Origin of the sequence: Paenibacillus sp. JGP012 (assembly GCF_014203995.1) — a bacterium.
In the GTDB taxonomy this organism is placed as follows: Bacteria; Bacillota; Bacilli; order Paenibacillales; family Paenibacillaceae; genus Paenibacillus; species Paenibacillus silvae.
In genome coordinates this window covers 29,500-49,020 of the sequence record NZ_JACHKG010000035.1, presented here as the reverse complement: position 1 = coordinate 49,020, position 19,521 = coordinate 29,500, and the positions used below count along the sequence as shown (strand labels likewise).

Below are 19,521 nucleotides of genomic sequence, written 5' to 3'. Positions count from 1 at the left end.
GACGGACACCCTTGCCCTTGGCTAACAGTTCCTACTGCCAAGCCTGTAGCGGACTTTCACCGCCAAGTTATCGCCCGTGCCGGGCGCACTATAAAAAGCCGCACATAGGCGGCTTCTTATATGGTCTGGATCATCAAGCTTCTGGCAATTGTGATTGCCCTTCAAGGCCTTAACGCAGTTTATAACCTTGTGTAACAATTTTATGTCCCGATACCGTCTGAGAAATCTCTTCGAGTGTAACCTTCACCCGCTCAAGCACATCGCTCTCATATGCGGCAGTACACTCAAAACCTGTCTGCACTTGCAGCTCGGCCGGATCAGCAGTTAAGTTAAACCAGCGAGCAATAACATCGCCCGTTTCTTCTGCGATTTTGAAGGTGGAGAAAGCGAGTGTTGAACGTTCGCTGTTCCAGTCAAGCCACTGTTTGCAAGGCGGTAATATCGTTTTGTCTCCGTTCATTCCGTCTACCAGCTGCGCTTCCTTCGCATACGTATGAGCAAGGGCCCCCAGCTGCACCGACGTCCAAGGTATAGGGTACATATAGGCGCTTGCACAAGCACCTGATTTCGCTGCATCTCCTGCAAACGGAATAATCGCATATTCCACCGACTGAGGGCCTTGGCATTGGGCTTCCGGTGTCTCAAATACTCCCCAATCTCCCAGCTCGGACGAAGCTCGAAGCAAAGTGACAGCAATGGTGCTTCCCGAAGAATTCTGCAAAATCTCGTATTCATTCAGTCCTTTGCTCGCAACCATCAGCCCTGTGCTTCCATCCGTCACATATACAAATGCCTGCTGATGCTGCGCATTGCTGGGATTCACCCATTCCTTCGCCGGAGCATTCGGACGTTTGGCGACTTCAAAGATGGAATCGGCATAATGACTATCGGTCACAAGGCCGGACGGGAACAGTGCACGCAGACGATGATCCGTAGCCTGATTATCAAAATCAGTTCTTACCTTGAGCAGATCGCTGCCAGCTTCCAGTATATACGTGGTTGTGATCTTGAGGGGAACCGTCTGCTGAACACGCTGCGCCTTCCGCTCCGTAAACGGAACCATATAGCGCTTCTCCTGCTCGAACAGCTCATCTGCCCCGGCCGGAATGTTCCAGTGCAGTACACTTTCGATAACAGCACGATATGGTGGATACTGCACAAGACGGAGCTCAGCCTTGAGATGTTCCGTTGTAATTGCCTGCTCCCCTTCTGGTTGGCGGTATACATACTCGTTACCGATATCACCCGTATTTTCATAGGCATTCAGTCCATCATATTCCTTGCCGGACCGTTTATCCAGCAATGTGACCGTTCCGTTATCCTCCACGGTGACACGCAGATATTGATTTTCCATCACATTCCCTTGAGCTTGCACTGCGTGCACCGAATGGCTTTCCTGTTCCCTGGCCGGCACCAGACCATAGGTCTGATAACCCAGTGCGGGAACCTGCTTCGCCTGGAAAGTCACCTTGACCTTACGAGCCATATATGGCTGCCGGAAGCGGTCTTTCGGAAGCTCATAACCGAAGTGAACCCCAAGATCCTCAATCTCTGCTTCATATAGATTACCTGCTGAATCGACGACCTGATATGCTGGCAGCGCGGCTTCTTCAAGTTTGCGCGCAAGCGCCTGCGGATTCGGTCCTTCCGGGAAAAAGGCTTTATCTACAACAAGTTCCTGTTCAATGATGCCGTTTCTTGTCCACCCCGCTGTGTTCAAAACGGTGAACAGCACCGCATCCTCTCCCCAGGCTTCGCTCTGCTGCACATTAATGGATTCGCCAATCGCCTGAGCGGTCTGGGACACCAGCTTCTCTGCCAGCTGCCTGCTCTTGGCAAACCGGGTGACCATCTCGCGGTGCACCTCATCTACACTGCAGCCGCAGATGCTGTCATGCGGATGATTCTGCATAAGCATCTTCCAGGCATGGGTGAGCAGATGATGCGGGTATGACTTTACCCCGGCGGCATGAGCTATGGCTGCAAGGGGCTCCGCTACCTTTTCCAATAACGTCTGGCCTTGCTGGTTTAGCTGCTTCAGATATACCCGCGCAGAGGCTGTATTCACCAGTGTTCCCCATCCATCCGTATGCTGACTGCGAAGCTCCCCTTCAATGGTTGCCAGGTTGTCTGGTACGTGCCGGGATACCGCCTCAATGTAATCATCAAAATTGGAATGTATAAATTTCACGTCAGGATACAGCTCGGAAGCGGTACGAAGAGCCGCAGGCAGATCCGTCTGAATCGGCTGGTGATCACATCCGTTCATGAAGAGCAGATGTGGTGTCGAAGCAAACTTCTCGGCATCCTGCAGATTTTTGTCCCAATACACTTTGGCCTGCTCCAGGTCCACAGGAACCTCCATTCCGTTGCAGTACCAGTTCGCAAACAGAATACCGAGCACCTCCGAGCCGTCCGGGGAACGCCAGATCATCTCTGAATACGGGGATTCATACGCTTCTGCATCCACAACAGCGTTGTTGAATCCGGTCGGCTTCACGCCGCGCCCGAAGATTGCATTCTGAATGTCGGCCTGCTGCAAAATCTGGGGAGCCTGTCCCATATTACCGAATGAATCGGGGAAATAACCGGTTTTGGAGATAACCCCGAAAGGTTTGGCATCCCGATGCCCGATAAGCAAATTTCTCAGATTGGCTTCACTGCTCGTCAGAAACTCATCCTGCAGGACATACCACGGTCCAAATTGAATGCGTCCCTCACGAATATAACGATCCAGTCTCTCCTGCTGCTCCGGTCTCACCTGTAAATAATCCTCACGGATAATCGTCTGCCCATCCAGATGGAAATAACGATATTCCGGGTCCTGATCGAGTGTATCCAGCAGCTTGTCCATCAGCTCCACCAGCAACACATGATGATGCTCATAAGGCATATACCATTCCCGATCCCAGTGAGTGTGTGAGATCAGATGTGCTGTTTTTTGGTTTGTCATCTGTGTTTCCTCCTATCCTTTTGTTGCGCCGCCCATGCTGAAGCCTTTGGACATATAACGCTGGGAGAAAATATAAAGCACAACGGAAGGCATCGTATACAGCATCGAGAAAGCGGCAAGTCTGCCGTACTCTACCATGCCGTGGCTGCCGAAGAATTGATAGATCGTAACGGAAGCAGGCAATTTCTCCGGAGTCTGAAGCAGTATATACGGTACAAAAAAGTTACCCCAGCTGCCTGAAAAGGTAAAGATGGCGATCGTTGCAATGCCTGGCAGCATCAATGGAGCGACAATACTGCGCAAGCCTCTCCAGACTGACGCACCGTCAATCCAGGCGGATTCCTCCAGATCAATCGGAACCGAATCCATGAAATTTTTCATCATCCAGATACCATAAGGAAGAGAGGAAGCCGTCAGAAACAGCATCGTCGCCAGGATGGAGTTCTGCATTTTGAAGAATAGAAACATCTGAAATACGGGAACCATCACCGCTGTAATCGGCAGGGCCGTCATAAACAAAATGGATAACAAAAAGCTTTTCTTAAACCGCATCTCGTAACGGGAAAGTGGATAAGCCGCCAGAACAGATACAGCCACCACAAGTACCGCCTGTCCTCCTGACAGAATCAGACCTACACCGAACGAGCGCAGATTGCTTTCATCACCAAGCACATCCTTGAAATTTTGCAGCGTCCAGGTTGCAGGCATTTTGATGCCTTGCTGTGCATTGGGATCAAAGGACGCGAGAATAATCCAGAGCAGCGGCAGCAAGAAGCACAGGCCGAGGAAAACGAGAATGCCGTACTGTATTTTACGTTGCAGACCGTGTTTGACCATCATAAGCACACCTCCTTCATCGTTACACTTTCACTTTCATGGAACGGATATAGAACAGGCTTGCAATAATGCCGATAAACAGCAGCACAAGGGATATCGCCGTTCCGTAGCCAAATTGATAATTTACAAATGCCTGATTATACATAAAGATAGGCAGGGTCTGTGTAGACGTGCCAGGGCCGCCCCCGGTCATTGTATAGATCAGAGTAAAGACTCCCAGCGTCTGCAGCGTAACCAGCATCATATTCGTGACGATAGAGCCTTTCACCATCGGAACGGTGATGTGGCGTATAATCTGAAATCCGGTGGAGCCGTCAATAATCGCGGCCTCTTCGACTTCCTTGGGGATATCATCCAGTGCCGACTGATATACCATCATGGAAAACGCCGTTCCGTGCCAGATGTTGGCGATAATGACACTGACCATCGGGAAGCTGAACAGCCAGGAGATTGGACTCACGCCGAACCAGCCCAGAATCTGATTCAAGGAGCCGTTATCACTGAAAAAAGCGACCATACAGAACGCCACAACAATCTCGGGCGTTACCCAGCCAGCGATAACGATAATGCCGATGATGCGGCGAAACGTTATATTTTTTTCCTTCATTAGCAGGGCAAGAATAAATCCGAGCACGACCTGACCGATGACCGCGGAGAAGATTAGAAATACAAGTGTACGCCACACGCTGATTCGAAAATCCGGGTCCTGAAACATGTTTACAAAGTTCTGGAATCCGACGAATTCCAGGCTTTTGGCTGCTGCACCGGTCAAAGCCATATTAGTAAAAGCAAAACAGATCGTTAATACAATCGGCACGATAAAAAACACCAGCAGCAGTGTAACGGAAGGCATCAGAAACAGAAATGCTCCCGGGGCTTTTCTTTTCATACGTCACTCTCCATTCGAACCGGAAAAAGGGGAGTTGTTCGCTCCCCCTCCGACTATATCGATGTTGTTATCACCCCTATATAAGTTGAACCAACGATATATTTACACATCCACTCCGATGACAGAATAACCTTCCAATCGCTGTTATCCCCGGATTTTTTTGATTCCCTTTTTCAAAGGGGAAAATCCGTTGATAAAGGCGAACACTTCGTTTTTTCAGTTTTTTCTGCCTCTCCGTTATTGTGTAAATGAGTAGTCCAACTTATATAGACATCTACTTTACATCTTTTGCAAGTCATTACTTCTCTTCGATATGTTCCGCACCCACTGCACGTGAGACATTATCCTTAAACTGCTTGATTGCATCTTCTGGCGTCAGTTTGCCCGAAGCGATGCTCTCCACAATGCTCTGCAACTGTGCCGATACCGCTGCATATTGATCGTTCGTTGGGCGGAAGTGAGCCACATTCAACAGCTCCTGTGCTTCCTTCGTGTACGGACGATCCGTATAACCTGCCACCTCTGTTGAATCATTGCGTGAACTCAGACTGCCTTCGGCTACAACACGTGCCGTTGCATTTTCTTTATTCATGAGGAACTCCATAAACTTCCAGGCTGCTTCCTTGTTTTTGGATTGGGCAGGAATAGACCACGCCCAGCCTCCCGACATGGTTGTTGATCCTGGCGCCTGACCATTCTGTGTCGGGAACGGTGCAAATCCGATTTTATCCTCCACATTCGGAATCGGAGCAGCGCCATTCTCCGCCCAAGTTGAACCAGCCCAGCTTCCGTCTACCGCCATCGCCAGCTTGCCTTGCGGAAATTGCTGCTGGAACGCTATGCTTCCTGCTTGTCCGTTAAGCGCCACTTGCATTGTAGGTCCTGTTTTATCCTTATTGAACACTTGATCAATGAATTTGAATGAGTCCAGCAGGCCAGGGCTGTTCACAATCCATTTCTTCGCTGCATCGTCATATAAGGTGTCGGCCGTTCCGTACAGCAGCATTTCGAGCGTCTGCATCGTAACGCCTTCGCCGTTTGCTTTGCCTACAATGAGGTTCAGCGGTGTTACACCAGGAAGCTTCTGCTTGATAGTACGTGCTGCTTCAAGAACCTCATCCCAGTTCGCAGGCTTGAAAGGAACAGGCAGTCCCGCCTGCTGGAACAGCTCTTTGTTATACCAGATGCCGCGTGTATCCGATGTCGCCGGAATACCGTAAACTTTGCCATCTTCCCCGGTGACTCCAGCCTTGAGGTTGTCAATGATCTTGCCGTTCCAGTCGGACCATCCTTTCACCTGCTCGTCCAAAGGCTGCAGATAACCTGCCGCTGCATCCGATTTCAGGATGGAAGTATCCTCGGCAATAACGTCAGGCGCAGTATCCGGCGACTTCATCTGTAATACCATTTTGGAGGTGTAGTCACCTTCGCTTGCAAGCACTGGCGCGATATTGATCTCAATGTCGGGATTGTCCTTCTCAAATTGCTCTACGAGTCCAGACTTGAAAAACTTCGTCAGTGTATCCTCCGACCCGGAGGAACGGAATGACACGGTCACTTGTTGTTTGCCATCGCTGGACGCACCCGTGGAAGAGCTGCCGCTTGAGCATGCAGTTGTCAGAATAAGCAAAGAAGTCATTACAGCTGCCACTGGCATTTTCATCGAAAATTTTCTCATGTCTCGGTCTCCCCTTGCCCGGAATTATCCGAATTCCGAACGATATGATATACTCGCAGGTCCTCTTCTCTCCGCTTTACAACTTCTCTTTTTTCGTCTATACGACATTAATTCATCCAGTTTCTAACGGTTATTTCTTGATGCGGAAGCCGCAGTAATCCATCACAAGCTCGCAGTATAACATATTGGACCAGGAAAACCACGGACGTGTGTACTCATGCGGATCATTCGCCGAGAAGCCTTCATGTGTCAGTCCAGTACCCGCATCTGTCTTCTGAATAAGCTCCAGCATATTCATCTTCTCCTGCATATCCACAGAGGTTAACCCCTGCATGGATAATGCGATATGCCATATATACCCTTCCGGGGTGTGCGGACTTCCTATACCGGAAGCAGCCAAGCCTTCATAGAAATACGGGTTCGCATTGGACAAAATAAACCGGCGTGTATTCTGATAGATCTCGTCATCCTCCGTAACGTAGCCGAGGTAGGGCAGAGACAGGAGACTTGGCACATTGGCATCATCCATCAGGTTGTAATTACCGTTGCCATCCGTTTCATACGCATAGATCATGCCATATTCGGGATGCTCCACAATTCCGTATTTTCGAATACCCTCATCGATCTGTTCCGCAAGCTCCCGAGCTGTTTCAGCCATTTCATTGTCCTGCAGTACCTTCAGCGCAATCTCCTGCACGTATCGCAGTGCCACGACCGCAAACATATTGGATGGAATCAGATAACCATATTCACAACGGTCGTCACTTGGACGGAAGCCCGACCAGGTCATACCCGTATACACAGTCTCTGTCCCGCGGCCCTCTCGGGTCAGCGTGTCCGTCTCCGGTGCGTCCAGACGCTGGAACGTATAGGGAGAACGATTCTCATGATGCTGCTCCACCTGCCATAAAGCCATAATCCGGCATACTGCTTCGCGGAACTTCTCATTAAACTGATCGATTCTGCCCGTGTTTCTCCAGAGCAGGTAACTGAGCTGAATCGGATACGCCAGGGAATCAATCTCATATTTTCGTTCCCAGATCCAGTCATTCATTTCCGTAAGGTCCGTTTGATGTCCGCTGCCGCTCTCTGTTTCGTTAAAAGCGTTTGCATAAGGGTCCAGCAAAATATACCTCAGCTGCCTTTCGACCAGACCCGCAATCATGTCAGACAGCTCCTGATCCTCGGAAGCAGGAATCAGATATGGTCTGACCTGAGCGGCAGAATCCCTGAGCCACATCGCCGGAATGTCCCCGGTAATGACAAAAGTCGTACCATCTTCCTTACGCTGAATCGTTGTTGTTAATGTATTGGTAAAACAGCTTCCGAACATCTCCACAAGTTTGGGATGATCCGGCAGGTGACCTTTTACTTTATTGATCATCTGCTGAATGGAAGGAGAAATGTCCTGTTCTTTTCTCGTTGTCTCCATAGGTCCTCCTTTGTAAAACCAAATAATGAACCGCTTTCATTATCCTAAAACGAATTAAATGTTATGTCAATATATTTATTTATATATCATCATGTTATTTGGTGAGAAACAAGATAAATGGTATGTTAACTTTTGTAAATACAGGTAATCTGAACATATGCATCTTACTCTCCACTGCCAATTCACGAGCATACAAAATCGTGGCCAGCTTGAATCTGTACAACAAAAAGAGACCTTGTCACCAAGGCCTCCCCCTCATATCAATCATGTCATTTCGGTTCAAATACAGCATTTTCCCTTACCTTGCTTGTTGATGTGCCCTTCACCAATGCCGCAGGCAGCACGATGCGCTTCACACCACCCGATTCCTGTCCCTGCATATGCTGCAGCACCATGTCAAACGCCTGTGCTCCCATTTCAAACTGGTTCTGCTTGAGATGCGTAATTCGGCTGTGTCTCTCCGTATGCGGACTGTCAAAGCACAGGATGGACAGCTGCTCCGGCACAAGCATGCCAATCTGCTCCGCGGCCTCCAAAGCAAGCAAAGCAATGTCATACTCAGCTGCAAATACAGCGGTAATCTGCGGGTACTTCCTGAAATGTGCAGCCAGTGCTTGAACATCGCGAACCTTGGCTTCAGGGTCAAATTCACTTGGCAAGGACGACAGAATAGACTCTACCCACAGCTCGCGATTGACCAGCACACCCCGATCATTATGGGCTTCAATAAAACCTTCAATCCGTTCCTCAATCGTCGTAGTATTCACTGGAGGCTGTGTCAGAAAAGCGATGTGCTGATGTCCCAGTTCAAACAAATACGTCGTGCCTTCTCTCGCAGCTCCAACGTTGTCTGTGCTGACCGAAGATGCTGGAATGCCCTTTAAATATCGATCGATCATCACAAACGGAAACTTGCTAACGACCAGCTTCAAAATTTCGTCGCTGAAATACTCCCCCTGCGCAGGGAAAATGATCATACCATCTACACCAAGCTCCAGCAGCTCACGAATGCACTGCTCCTCCTGCTCAGGTATACCAAAGGAACGTCTGAGCACCAGAAAGCTGTCATGCTGCCGCGAAGCCTCCTCCATCCCGTACAACAGCTCCGTACCGTACATATCACTGAAATTGGTGATGACCAGACCGATCAGCAGCTTGCGATTCTGCTCTTTTCCGGTCATCGGTGAAGCACTACGCCCAAGTCCATCCAGGGTTACAGCTGTATCCGCCACAAAAGAACCACGTCCAGGCTGCCGAACAATCAGCTGTTCATTCGCCAGCATCTCCAGCGCTTTCTTCGTCGTAATCCGGCTTACGCCAAACTCGTCACATAACTCTTTTTCCGATGGAACACGATCACCAACTTTATATTGCTGCAGCTGTATTCGTTCTCGCAACGATTCAAAGATCTGTTCATACATCGGCTTGGAAGCCGAGTCTTTCCCCAATACAAGCACCTCCATAAACACCTTAACTGCATAAGTCTTATATCCTAATATATCATGTTATATCATTAAAGTGAAGGAAAGATCAATATTATTGTATGTATGCGTACTTTTATCCTTGGAATAGCTTATTCACTGGAGCTCTATCTAAGTTGAGCTAAAGAATTTACACAGTCCACTCCGATGACAGAATAACCTTCCAATCGCTGTTATCCCCAGATTTTTTCTGTCCTCTCCGTTCACGTGTAAATGAATAGTTCAACTTATATAGAATCGAACATGGAATGCTTATTTCGAAAATGTGTACCAAGGTCAACCTCCTCGTTTGCTGTTCATCTGTGCAGACATTTCCTACGCCCTGTTTGCTATACGTTTTTGGGGCTTGGACAAAAAAGAAACGGCACAGGACTTTTCCCATACCGTGCGGTTCAGATTCATTTTTACTCTGAGTTTTGTGTTTGGGCTAAACTTAATAACATTGCTTTGTTAACATGTATTAAATTCAAGATTGCAGATTGTTTTGGATACTGTGTCTGCTATGTTATTTAGAAATATAGATTCTTTTTGAAAAAGTATATCCGAGATTTCCCCAGAGAAAATATGAAATAACACCAACAATTAAACTAAAAATGTAAAGGTTTGAGTAAAGTGCTATCAAAATAAATATCATGGATAAAGATATTGTTATCGAGCTCAATTTTAGCAAAACTCTATTTGAAGGGAGTCGCGTATTTTTTTTTGTTAATGGTAAAAATGCTGGATATAACCCAACCAAAAATCCAAGAACACAAAGTGGTAACATTGGATTCACAAGCCTTACAAAGCTACTGTTTGGATACTCAGTAGTTAAATATATTTGATAACGTATAGAAAAATGAAGAGCACACAATAGAATAACTAAAAATAATATAATCTTAAAAACATTTATAATAAGATTTGATATTTCCAACACCGCCTTCAAAGCAAATTGTCGACTTAATATACCATATTTTGTTATGGCAACAAAGCATGGGATCTGATTGCCGATGCAAATTATAGCTACATCAAGCTTATTGGTAATTATGCGGGACACATCGAAGTTCGTTTTACTGGAACAGGTAACTGGTATATTCATGATACATATATTGGTGATTCTCATTATTGAGTATACGTAACTGATCAAATAGGCTGTCTCAAAGTCATAAAATGGCTGGGGACAGCCTTTTTCTTTTCCGGCCAAACTAGCGTGATATTTCTTTCAGAGTCAGCGCATGTAACTACGTGCCGTGCTTCAAAGCATGCCAAAATGGAGTATAAAGACACGTCAAAGGCTCTGTGATCCTGCATACTAAATGCAATCTTCCTGTGAAGTTTATTGTCGCAACCGAGATAGCTGACTATTTTAAGCATAGACGTCATAATAGTTTGTATTCGTGACAACTCATCGTTCCAGTCAAAAAACCGGCACCCTGTTTCCAGAGTGCCGGTTTTAGTTTCTACTGCTGATATGCATGTATCACCGATTCAATTTTTCAGCAGCGTGTTTCACATTCCTTTTTGCTCTGAACGTCCACATGTACGCCGATTCGTTCAGGACTCCAAGCTGTCAGCAGGACTTGTATCTGAATTTGTATCCGCTGGTGCTGTCTCCGTCCCGCTCCCCGTTTCTTCTTCTACAGCAGGCGTCCCTTGTCCCGGTTCTACTCCTTGCGGGGCAATAACGAACAAACGCCCTGCTGCCTGAGCCTCGACTTTGTTTCCAGCTTCATCCTGCGCACGAATCACAATGATTCCGCCTTCAAGCACAAGAGATGAAGGTGTTGTATATGTGCCTGAGTACAACCCCGGCTCCGTTTCCACGAGCGGGATTTCTCCCGCAGCTTCCGCGTTCAGATTCAGCGGCAGCTGAATTCGGAATGAAGCTTGCAGTCCGGGCTTGCTTTTGAACGAAACGGTAACACTTTCTCCTGCTGTAATATTTACGTCCTCCGCAGGTGTAATATCTCTCAATTCCGGCGCTTCCGTCTCAACGTATACGGTACGTGTTACCGTTGTTTTATTTCCCGCAAGATCGGTTGCTGTAATGGTGATTACATTCTCGCCCTCATTCACCAATACCCGATGACTGAACTTTTTGTCTCTGTCCACTTGTACGGTCTGGCCATTTACGGTGACCTTATCAAGGTAGGTTTCGACCACACTGCCTGTCACATGAACCACTTCCGTATTGGTCCGACTTCCTTCCGCGGGACTGACAATCGTCAGCTGCGGTTGGGTCTGATCTAGAATAAGGATGACCGGCAGCGACCGATCTGTTGCTTTGCCATCAATGATCGCTTCCGCTGTAATGACATTAACCCCTGCCTTTAATTTCACTCCATATGAGAATTTGCCATTGTTTACAGTTGTGGTTCCTGCGGCATCTTTACCATTATAAAACTTGATCTGCGCCCCGGAAGCAGGAGATGTTCCCGAGATGGTATAAGTGGACTGATTCGTGTACGTATTCACTGGCTGCGTAAGCACCGGGGCATTGACCGGATATTTAACAACCGCACGAATCATGTAATTCCCCTCTTCAGCAGGTGATGCACTCCACGCACCACTTACACGCTGCCAGCTCCGAGCCGCATATTCGCCATCTTCATCCGTAGCCAGACCAGGTGCGCTTGTACCCGCCAAGGTCTGGATATAGACAATGTAGAAGTCACCTGTCACAACAATCGGATCAGGGAACTCCACCGTAGTCCATTGATCATTACGCAGCGCTGTGCCATCGAACGGACCGGCCAGCAATTGGCCAGGTGCTCCGGCTGCTCCTGTTGCATCATACACAGCATATTTGAAGGCTGTACCGCCAGGTACAGGCCATTCTGTATTCCAGAATCGGAACGAGGCTCCTGTAACTTGTGCTGTCTCCATCTCAGGAGTCATGCGAACAGCCCAGGCATTATCAGCAGCATTGAATGCTCTTGCATTCTCGGCTGATCCGTCATCATAAGCAATTTCACCCGGGAAACCGATGAACGGCTTCAAGGCGATATCCTTCTCTGCTGTGCCGTTGCCAGGTACGGTTACAGTAACCTTTTGGCTGTAGTAATCTTTTGCGCGAACGGATAACGTATAATCTCCTTCCAGCAGCTGAAGCGCAAACCGCCCATCTGCTCCAGTACGAACCTCTGCAACGTTGGCATCTTCAATCACAAGCACCGAAGCGTCAGCCACAGGCTGTCCTGTGCGCTCATCCTTCACAATGCCTTTGACTTCCCCATAAGGAATTTCTTCCAGATTAAAGTTGGCCTTGGCCCCGCTGCCATCCGTGATCGTCACCGTTTTCGTTTGCGGATAATACCCGTATGCTTCAGCCTTTAACGTATAATCTCCGGCAACATGTGTGAAGCTGTACTTGCCAGTGGACGAATCGGTTTTCACAGAACGCCCGGTTTCTAACACAGTAACGGTTGCGCTTGCCGGCAGACTCTGCGGCTGTACCGAGCCTGTTCCCGGTTTTTCGACCGATGGCTCCTGAGCCTTGGTTTTGTTGAATTCCGCTTTATCTGTTCGTGTAATTTTGTACCATGGGTTCTCATAGGACGGTTTAGGCTTGTCGGTACCGAGCACAACAGCATCATCCGCTGTCACGGCCTCCGTTGTTGCTCCCAGCACCCGGAAATCATCAATAAACCAGCCTGTTCTCACAACACTGTTATCCGAGGTCAAGCGGAAACGGAATTGAACCTCATGTCCAGTCAATGCACTCAGCTCATAGAAAACAGGCGTCCACTGCTTTCCATTGGTGCTATGGGAGAACTTGCCGAGCTCCGTCCAGGTTGTACCCCCATCTTTCGTTGCTTCGACATAGCCGAAATCATACCCGCTCTCGATCTCGTACCAGTGATTAAACGTCAGCGTTGCGCTGGATACATCGGTCAGATCAATAACTGGTGATACAAGTGAGTAGTTGGAGCCATTCTCATAGGTGTTATCCAGATCGGTCGCCCACACATTAGGCGGGGATACAGCACTCAGAGGGCCGGTTAACGGAACACCCCGCTCCCACTCATCCTTCGTTCCTGCATGTGTCCAGCCATTGTCATCGTTCCCGTCAAACGAGTCGATATAGATGTCCTCAGGCACTTCCACCTGAATGGATACTTCATTGGATTTTTCACTTTCATTGCCGCTATAATCAAGCGCTGCTACGGTGTAATAATACGTTTTATCTGATGCTGTCGTCGTGTCAATATACGTTGTATTTCTCACGACACCTAGCGACTCGGCATAAGAACCTGCCGTTTCAGAACGATAGATCACATAGGACTCCAGATCCTCATCTTCCGAACCTGTCCAGTTCAGCGTAACATTGCCCAGAATATCCGACGTTGCTGTAAGTGCTGAAGGCGCTTCAGGAGCGATATCGTCCAATTCCTGCACCTCAAAGTCATCAATATACCAGCCAGCCTTCTGTACAGAGCCATCGCTCGTCAGATTAAACTGGATAAACACCTGCTGACCGGCGTAAGGACGCAAATCGATATACTGTGTTTTCCACTCACCGCTTGCGCCTGTATAGCTAAGCAGCTCCTCAAAAACATAATCACTATCCTCGGAAGCAATATAGACCTTACCGAAGTCGAGATTGTTCTCCAGATCGTACCAATGCTTGAAGGTTAACAAAGCACCTTCAGGACTCTCGGTCAGGTCGATCGGCGGAGGAGTCAAGTAAGCATTGCTATTCGGCAGATACGTGCCCTGCAGATTCGTCGCAATGACCTTTTCCCCGGAATAAGCCGCCCGCGGCCCGCTCACAGGTGCCCCCCATACCCAGGTGCTTCCTGTTCCCCCGGTAGTAAAACCAAGCTGATCCTCTTCGAAGTCCTGCAAATATCCAGGCTGTATACCGTTTGAGACAGCAATACTGTATACTTCGCTTTCAAAACCGTTATTGCCATAATCATTCACGCGAATATAATATTCTACGCCCGCCGGCTCAATCAGAAAAGCAGGAATCGTAGCCGTATAAGTGCCGTCCTTGCTATCTCCCTCAATCCGGTTCATCGGCAGATAAATGTATTGCTTCGTGCCTTTCGTTCTGGCAAAGGCTTCAACCGACACAACCGCAACATTATCTGTGACATGGGCCGTAAGCGGAATATCGAGACCCGTAAATGCGGAGTTAACAGGCGTATGCTGCAGTACCGGCTCCTCCAGATCATCTCCGGCAGTAACCACTCTTCCCGATACGGTACCGATTCCTTCAAGAACCGAACCAACAGCATCCAGCGCGTTGATAATTCCGTATCCGTAACCGTTGTTCGGGGATACCGGATACTGGCTGTCGGTTCGCGGTGTAGCTGTATCCATAATAATCTGCTCCAGCTGATCCACATTAAGCGAGTGGTTCGCTTGAAGCAACAGTGCAGCAAGTGCCGTTGTATGCGGCCCTGCCATGGATGTGCCGTTCCATCCACCTTCATATGTACCTCCCGGCACGGCTGAACGAATGTTCACACCAGGGGCGGATACCTCCGGTTTAATCTCATCATACGGGGATGGACCCAGCAATGAGAAGGAGGCCAGATTCCCGTTAATATCCGTTGCACCTGTAGCAAAGCTCTCAGGATAGTTTGCAGGGTTGGCTACCGAACCGGGCCCGCCCGGATTCGTCAAACGTACGTTGCCCGCAGAGAATTCAGGGAAAATCTGGGCATCACGCCAAGCCTGAACCATGGGACGAAACCATTCATCGAGACCTGCTCCACCGCCCCATGAATTGTTCACAACGTCTGGTGCGAGCTCAGGGTGCAGATTGCCTTCAGCATCGACTGGTGCAATCAGCCACTGACCGCCATCGAGAATAATTGCATCCGTGGTCTCTGGATTGAAAATACGTACCCCGATCCACTTGGCACCGGGTGCAACCCCGATCCGGTTCGTTCCATCCGCTTCAGAACCTACCATTGTTCCCATCGTGTGAGTTCCATGTCCATCTGCATCAGCAGGAAGTGCAGCGCCGCTGTGCGGATCGTACCAGCTTAGCTCAGGATCAACGATATTGCCCGAAGCGTCCAGACCGCGCCACTTGCTGCGCAGCGCCGGATGAGTGTAATCCACCCCGCTGTCCAGATTGGCAACAACGATGCCTGTTCCGTCAATGCCTCGCTCCCACACCGCAGGTGCATTGATGTAGTCAATGTTCCATTCTACATTTTGCGTCTGCTTCTTCACCTTGGAGTCGGCTTCTTTGACCGCAGTGGACTGTGCAGCCGATTCTTTGACATCTGTTTCCTTGACCGCAGGTTCCTTCGCCGGGGATTGTGCCGCACCCTTCGATGAAGCAGCAGCCGAAGTCTGATTCTCAGGCTGCTTGCTGACTTCTGCCTTTTGCAGATAACGCGTTTCATTTGGCAGGATTTTCTCTACCTCCGGCAGCAGCGCAATTTGCTCCATCACTTCTTTGGTACTCGTAACCGCGAGAGAATTCACGATGAAATAGCTTTTATATTCTTTGACTTTGCCTGAATTTACTTCCTTATCGAGATAGTGTTCAATGGAATATTGTGTCCGTGAGGCCGTTTCGCGCAGTGAGCTGACCACGGAATTACGTACAGACAGCTTGGTTGCCGCAGGGGTTTCTTTGGCAATCGAAGCTTTCTGCATCGCTTGTTTGGATACAGCCGCGGTATCCACCTGCTCCTTCATTTTGACAAGGTAGGTGACATATTCGCTGCCCTCGAATTCTTTGGTTAACTTCGCATTCACTTTGGAGGTTGAAACCTCGGCCAGACTGGACTTCATATCCTTGCTGGATGAGCTTCTGTCTTGTGCAGCAACCGGTTGAACAATTGAAAATGCAAGGAGAAGCGACAGTCCCATAGAGACGGGCTTGCGTAATTTTTTTAACTTTATCAAACTTTTCCACTCCCTTTACCCGGTTTTGTCATTTGCTCTAGTACAGCTACCCTTCTCTGTGAATGAACACACAAGATGATTACACAGCAAAATGTCTGAAAATGATGTTCCGCATCTGATGTTGATGTCACATACAGCCTCACCTCCTTTACAATTTCGGTTAAGGAAAATAAGGAACGCTAACACTTTTAATTGTCCAATGGTCAAAAGCAAGTTGCAGAAAACCTATTAAAAAAGACAGCATGCGGATCAAAGCGTCGGAGTCTCTCAGGCTTATGCAAGGTTCGTGAAAGGTGAATGGAGTGCCTGTAAGCATTCTTTTGGAGGATATTCAGGAGCGTTAGCAGAACGCTTGCCAAGAAGTGGTGAGTAAATCCGGGTAAACATAACGGGTTGGTCAGGCGAATACGTCGACAATTACCTATAAAAGTTAATTTTAACTCTAAATTGGATTTTATTGGTATAGTATAGATTTAAAGATTGATATGCACAAGTACTTTCTTGAAAAAAATAGAAAATAAGTCTATATCATGCTTTCAAATACCTATTTTCACCAAGATTGAAGCCCGACACTTTCGCATATGCGAAAGATTTATAAAGCCTTCCCTTTTTTAAGCTATGTCTGAATATCTATTATCTTCGGACCTGTGAAACGAAAAAAAGAACCGGCGCATCCGCCGATCCCCATCATACTCAATACTCCAATATTCACTCTTGCCCTTAATCCAGCTCAATTTTGAACACAACCGGAGCACTGGACTTCACACCCGCTGCAGTAATGGTCAGTGCTTCTTCATTTCTCTCCCAATGCGGCTGCTCCTCATACCCAACAATTTGAACCTGTCGAATGATCCCGTGAAAATGAGCGGAGCCTTCCTTCAGCGCTTTAATATGCACAATGCCATTATCCGGGTAAACCATAACCGTTGCATACAGATAATGGTCTTTTACCGTAAAACGAATATCCTCACTCGTAAAAGCCTTCGTATCTCCATCCGTAAACTGCCCTTCCTTCACCTCTGTCGGTCCTTCGCCATAGGTACGCCAGAACGATGTATCGTAGATTGCTTCGCCGTTGATATCCAGCCATTTACCGATGCTTAGCAAAATATCCTGATCCTTTTCAGGTATCGTTCCATCTGCTTTCGGACCAATATTCAACAGCAGACTTCCATTTTTACTTACGATATCCACGAGATCCCGTATAATCTCTTCAGCTGTTTTATAGTGATTATTTTCGGTATAACACCAGGAATTTCGCGCAACGGCCGTATCGGTTTGCCAAAAATAAGGCTTGAGTTCCGCGAACTGCCCTCGCTCCACATCGGGAACGGCTGTGCCAAACATGAATGCCTCATGCTTGTAATTGATAGCAACGGGAATTCCCCATTCCTCGCCTTTGTTATAATAATACGCCGCAAATTTTTTGAGATATGGCTTGAAGGCAGCATTTTGAATCCACCAGTCAAAGTAAAAAATACTCGGCTGATACTCATCCACCAGCTCGCAGCATCGAATGAGCCAGTCCTCCAGATACTCTTGCGAAGGGGGCGAGCCGTACAAGTCTTGATGATCCGGCTCCGGCATCGCTGGCCAGTAGAAATCGCCACGCTGCATCGGCTCCTGAATGTCAGACTCAATTTCTTTCCCGTGGGACATAAAGAACCAGTGCTCCGCCCGGTGTGAGGATACACAGAAGGTCAATCCCTGCTTCTCATACGCCGCTTTCATCTCTCCAAGCACATCCCGTTTGGGTCCCATTTCATATGTGTTATAGTGAGAGATAGAGCTCTTGTACATCTGGAAACCGTCATGGTGCTCTGCGACAGGCATAACGTATCTTGCACCTGCTTGTTTGAACAGGGTCGCCCATTCATCGGCATCAAACTTTTCTGCCTGAAACATTGGAATAAAGTCCTTATAACCAAAATCGCGATGCTTTCCATACGTTGCAAGATGGTGTTCATAGGCTTTGGACCCTTGTATATACATATTGCGTGAATACCACTCACTATCATAAGCCGGCACGGAATACACACCCCAATGGATGAAAATGCCGAATTTCGCCTTTTGATACCAATCAGGAACGCCAAATTGACGAAGTGAGGTCCAGTTATCCTTGAATTTACCGCTGGCAATGTTGGCCTCAATATGCTGTATATATTCGTTTTTATTCATGTGCTGTTCTCATCCTTCCCTTATTGGCTACATCTGTATTGTAGTGTGACGGGATGGTGATGCGAATGCAGAACATTAACCATTAGATGGACGATAATAACCTTCAGGGAGAGGTGCTCATGCATCATCAAACGCTGCTTGCCAATTACTTATCCAACCTTCAGGTTGAACTGTTTATGGTGAACTACAACCGCTGTGGACCGGACTGGAAAGATCTCGACTATACGCCAGACTATAGCAAGTTATACTGGATTTGCGAGGGTAAAGGCTGGCTCAAGATCGGCGATCAGGAGTACTACCCCAAGCCCGGGCAGCTCTTTCTGATGCCAGAGGGGGTAAAGCAGTCTTATTCCTCGATCAGTGATGAGCCTTTCCTCAAATACTGGTGTCATTTTTCGGCCAAGGTTGGAGGCATTAATCTGTTTCAGATTCTCAGGTTCCCGCATTTTGTAGAGGTGAATCAGCCTGCACAGTTCGAGGACACGTTCAAAAGCGTGCTGGCGTATGCGAATTCAGACGAGGTTTATGCTCATATGATGGCCAAAAGCAAACTGACGGAGCTGCTCTCCTATTACATCATGAGCCTCGATCTGGAGCAGATCACATACTTGAACGTGCCCGTAGTAGAAAAGCTTTCGACCGTGCTCACCTATATCGACACCAATATCGAAGATAACATGTCGGTTCAGGATTTGGCTCAGATGCTGCATATGCATCCGAACTATTTCATTCGTTTTTTCAAACAGCAGGTCGGCATGCCGCCTATACATTACATTACCAGCAAAAAAATAGATAAAGCCAAAGAGATGCTTCGCTGCACCTCGCTGACCATGACTCATATAGCTGATAATCTCGGATTCAGCGATTCTTATTACTTTTCGAGACAGTTCAAGAAACATACCGGGCTGAATCCGACCGAATATCGCAAGCAAATGACTGTTAACACCCCTACATGAAATGAATGAAATAAAATGAATTTATTACACAAAAATATTCCCATTCATTTCAATTATGGATTAAACTGGATATGTACTCACTTTTCAAGAAAGGAGGTTATGGTATGCGTAAAAAAATGCTGCTGCTCCTCGCTGCCATGTTTGTTGTCTCTTCATTCTCCGCCGCCTTGGCTTCGGCTGCATCATCAGACAACGGATATCGTGTGCTCTCTGATCGAGAGACCGGAACCGTTAAACCCAGATGATTACTGCCATGCGAAAC

11 protein-coding genes are annotated in these 19,521 nt (G+C 47.8%); 3 read left to right on the top strand and 8 right to left on the bottom strand.

Features of this window, described 5'->3' with window-relative positions:
- Window positions 1–169: 169 nt before the first annotated feature.
- From HNR77_RS26225 to HNR77_RS26200, 6 genes are all read right to left on the bottom strand, one after another.
- Window positions 170–2,953 carry an alpha-mannosidase gene (locus HNR77_RS26225; protein ID WP_184190575.1) on the bottom strand — a complete coding sequence of 928 codons (2,784 nt, stop codon included), beginning with the start codon at window positions 2,951–2,953 and terminating at the stop codon, window positions 170–172.
- A 12-nt stretch (window positions 2,954–2,965) separates the two neighbouring features.
- The gene (locus HNR77_RS26220) at window positions 2,966–3,790 is read right to left on the bottom strand and encodes a carbohydrate ABC transporter permease (RefSeq protein WP_111273418.1); all 825 of its coding nucleotides are present in this window, start codon (window positions 3,788–3,790) and stop codon (window positions 2,966–2,968) included.
- Between the two features lie 22 nt (window positions 3,791–3,812).
- Complete coding sequence (locus HNR77_RS26215; protein WP_184190573.1) at window positions 3,813–4,679, bottom strand: carbohydrate ABC transporter permease; 867 nt, start codon at window positions 4,677–4,679, stop codon at window positions 3,813–3,815.
- 298 nt (window positions 4,680–4,977) lie between these two features.
- A complete protein-coding gene (locus tag HNR77_RS26210) occupies window positions 4,978–6,357 on the bottom strand; it encodes an extracellular solute-binding protein (RefSeq protein WP_184190571.1) in 1,380 nt (459 codons plus the stop codon).
- A gap of 130 nt (window positions 6,358–6,487) precedes the next feature.
- Window positions 6,488–7,789, bottom strand: coding sequence for a glycoside hydrolase family 125 protein (locus HNR77_RS26205; protein ID WP_184190569.1), 1,302 nt, complete (start codon window positions 7,787–7,789; stop codon window positions 6,488–6,490).
- 269 nt (window positions 7,790–8,058) lie between these two features.
- The gene (locus HNR77_RS26200) at window positions 8,059–9,246 is read right to left on the bottom strand and encodes a GntR family transcriptional regulator (protein WP_311768679.1); all 1,188 of its coding nucleotides are present in this window, start codon (window positions 9,244–9,246) and stop codon (window positions 8,059–8,061) included.
- Window positions 9,247–9,902: 656 nt separating this feature from the next.
- On the opposite strand from HNR77_RS26200, the gene HNR77_RS26195 reads away from it, so the two are divergent.
- The gene (locus tag HNR77_RS26195; RefSeq protein WP_184190565.1) at window positions 9,903–10,094 is read left to right on the top strand and encodes a hypothetical protein; all 192 of its coding nucleotides are present in this window, start codon (window positions 9,903–9,905) and stop codon (window positions 10,092–10,094) included.
- A gap of 709 nt (window positions 10,095–10,803) precedes the next feature.
- On the opposite strand, the gene HNR77_RS26190 is transcribed toward HNR77_RS26195, so the two are convergent.
- Complete coding sequence (locus tag HNR77_RS26190; RefSeq protein ID WP_184190564.1) at window positions 10,804–16,125, bottom strand: S8 family peptidase; 5,322 nt, start codon at window positions 16,123–16,125, stop codon at window positions 10,804–10,806.
- 720 nt (window positions 16,126–16,845) lie between these two features.
- Window positions 16,846–18,303 (bottom strand): alpha-L-fucosidase, encoded by a 1,458-nt coding sequence (locus HNR77_RS26185; RefSeq protein WP_184190562.1) that lies wholly within the window; start codon window positions 18,301–18,303, stop codon window positions 16,846–16,848.
- A 119-nt stretch (window positions 18,304–18,422) separates the two neighbouring features.
- Here HNR77_RS26185 and HNR77_RS26180 point away from each other — a divergent pair, with 119 nt between their 5' ends.
- Both HNR77_RS26180 and HNR77_RS26175 read left to right on the top strand, forming a co-directional pair.
- Window positions 18,423–19,259, top strand: coding sequence for an AraC family transcriptional regulator (locus HNR77_RS26180; RefSeq protein WP_184190560.1), 837 nt, complete (start codon window positions 18,423–18,425; stop codon window positions 19,257–19,259).
- 104 nt (window positions 19,260–19,363) lie between these two features.
- Window positions 19,364–19,504 (top strand): hypothetical protein, encoded by a 141-nt coding sequence (locus HNR77_RS26175; RefSeq protein ID WP_184190558.1) that lies wholly within the window; start codon window positions 19,364–19,366, stop codon window positions 19,502–19,504.
- Window positions 19,505–19,521: the final 17 nt, after the last annotated feature.

Bases quoted from the DNA above. Each gene is read 5' to 3' on its own strand.
- HNR77_RS26180 (WP_184190560.1), top strand. From the start codon at position 18,423: ATGCATCATCAAACGCTGCTTGCCAATTACTTATCCAACCTTCAGGTT.
- HNR77_RS26185 (WP_184190562.1), bottom strand. From the start codon at position 18,303: ATGAATAAAAACGAATATATACAGCATATTGAGGCCAACATTGCCAGC.
- HNR77_RS26225 (WP_184190575.1), bottom strand. From the start codon at position 2,953: ATGACAAACCAAAAAACAGCACATCTGATCTCACACACTCACTGGGAT.
- HNR77_RS26175 (WP_184190558.1), top strand. From the start codon at position 19,364: ATGCGTAAAAAAATGCTGCTGCTCCTCGCTGCCATGTTTGTTGTCTCT.
- HNR77_RS26195 (WP_184190565.1), top strand. From the start codon at position 9,903: ATGGATAAAGATATTGTTATCGAGCTCAATTTTAGCAAAACTCTATTT.
- HNR77_RS26220 (WP_111273418.1), bottom strand. From the start codon at position 3,790: ATGGTCAAACACGGTCTGCAACGTAAAATACAGTACGGCATTCTCGTT.
- HNR77_RS26210 (WP_184190571.1), bottom strand. From the start codon at position 6,357: ATGAGAAAATTTTCGATGAAAATGCCAGTGGCAGCTGTAATGACTTCT.
- HNR77_RS26215 (WP_184190573.1), bottom strand. From the start codon at position 4,679: ATGAAAAGAAAAGCCCCGGGAGCATTTCTGTTTCTGATGCCTTCCGTT.
- HNR77_RS26205 (WP_184190569.1), bottom strand. From the start codon at position 7,789: ATGGAGACAACGAGAAAAGAACAGGACATTTCTCCTTCCATTCAGCAG.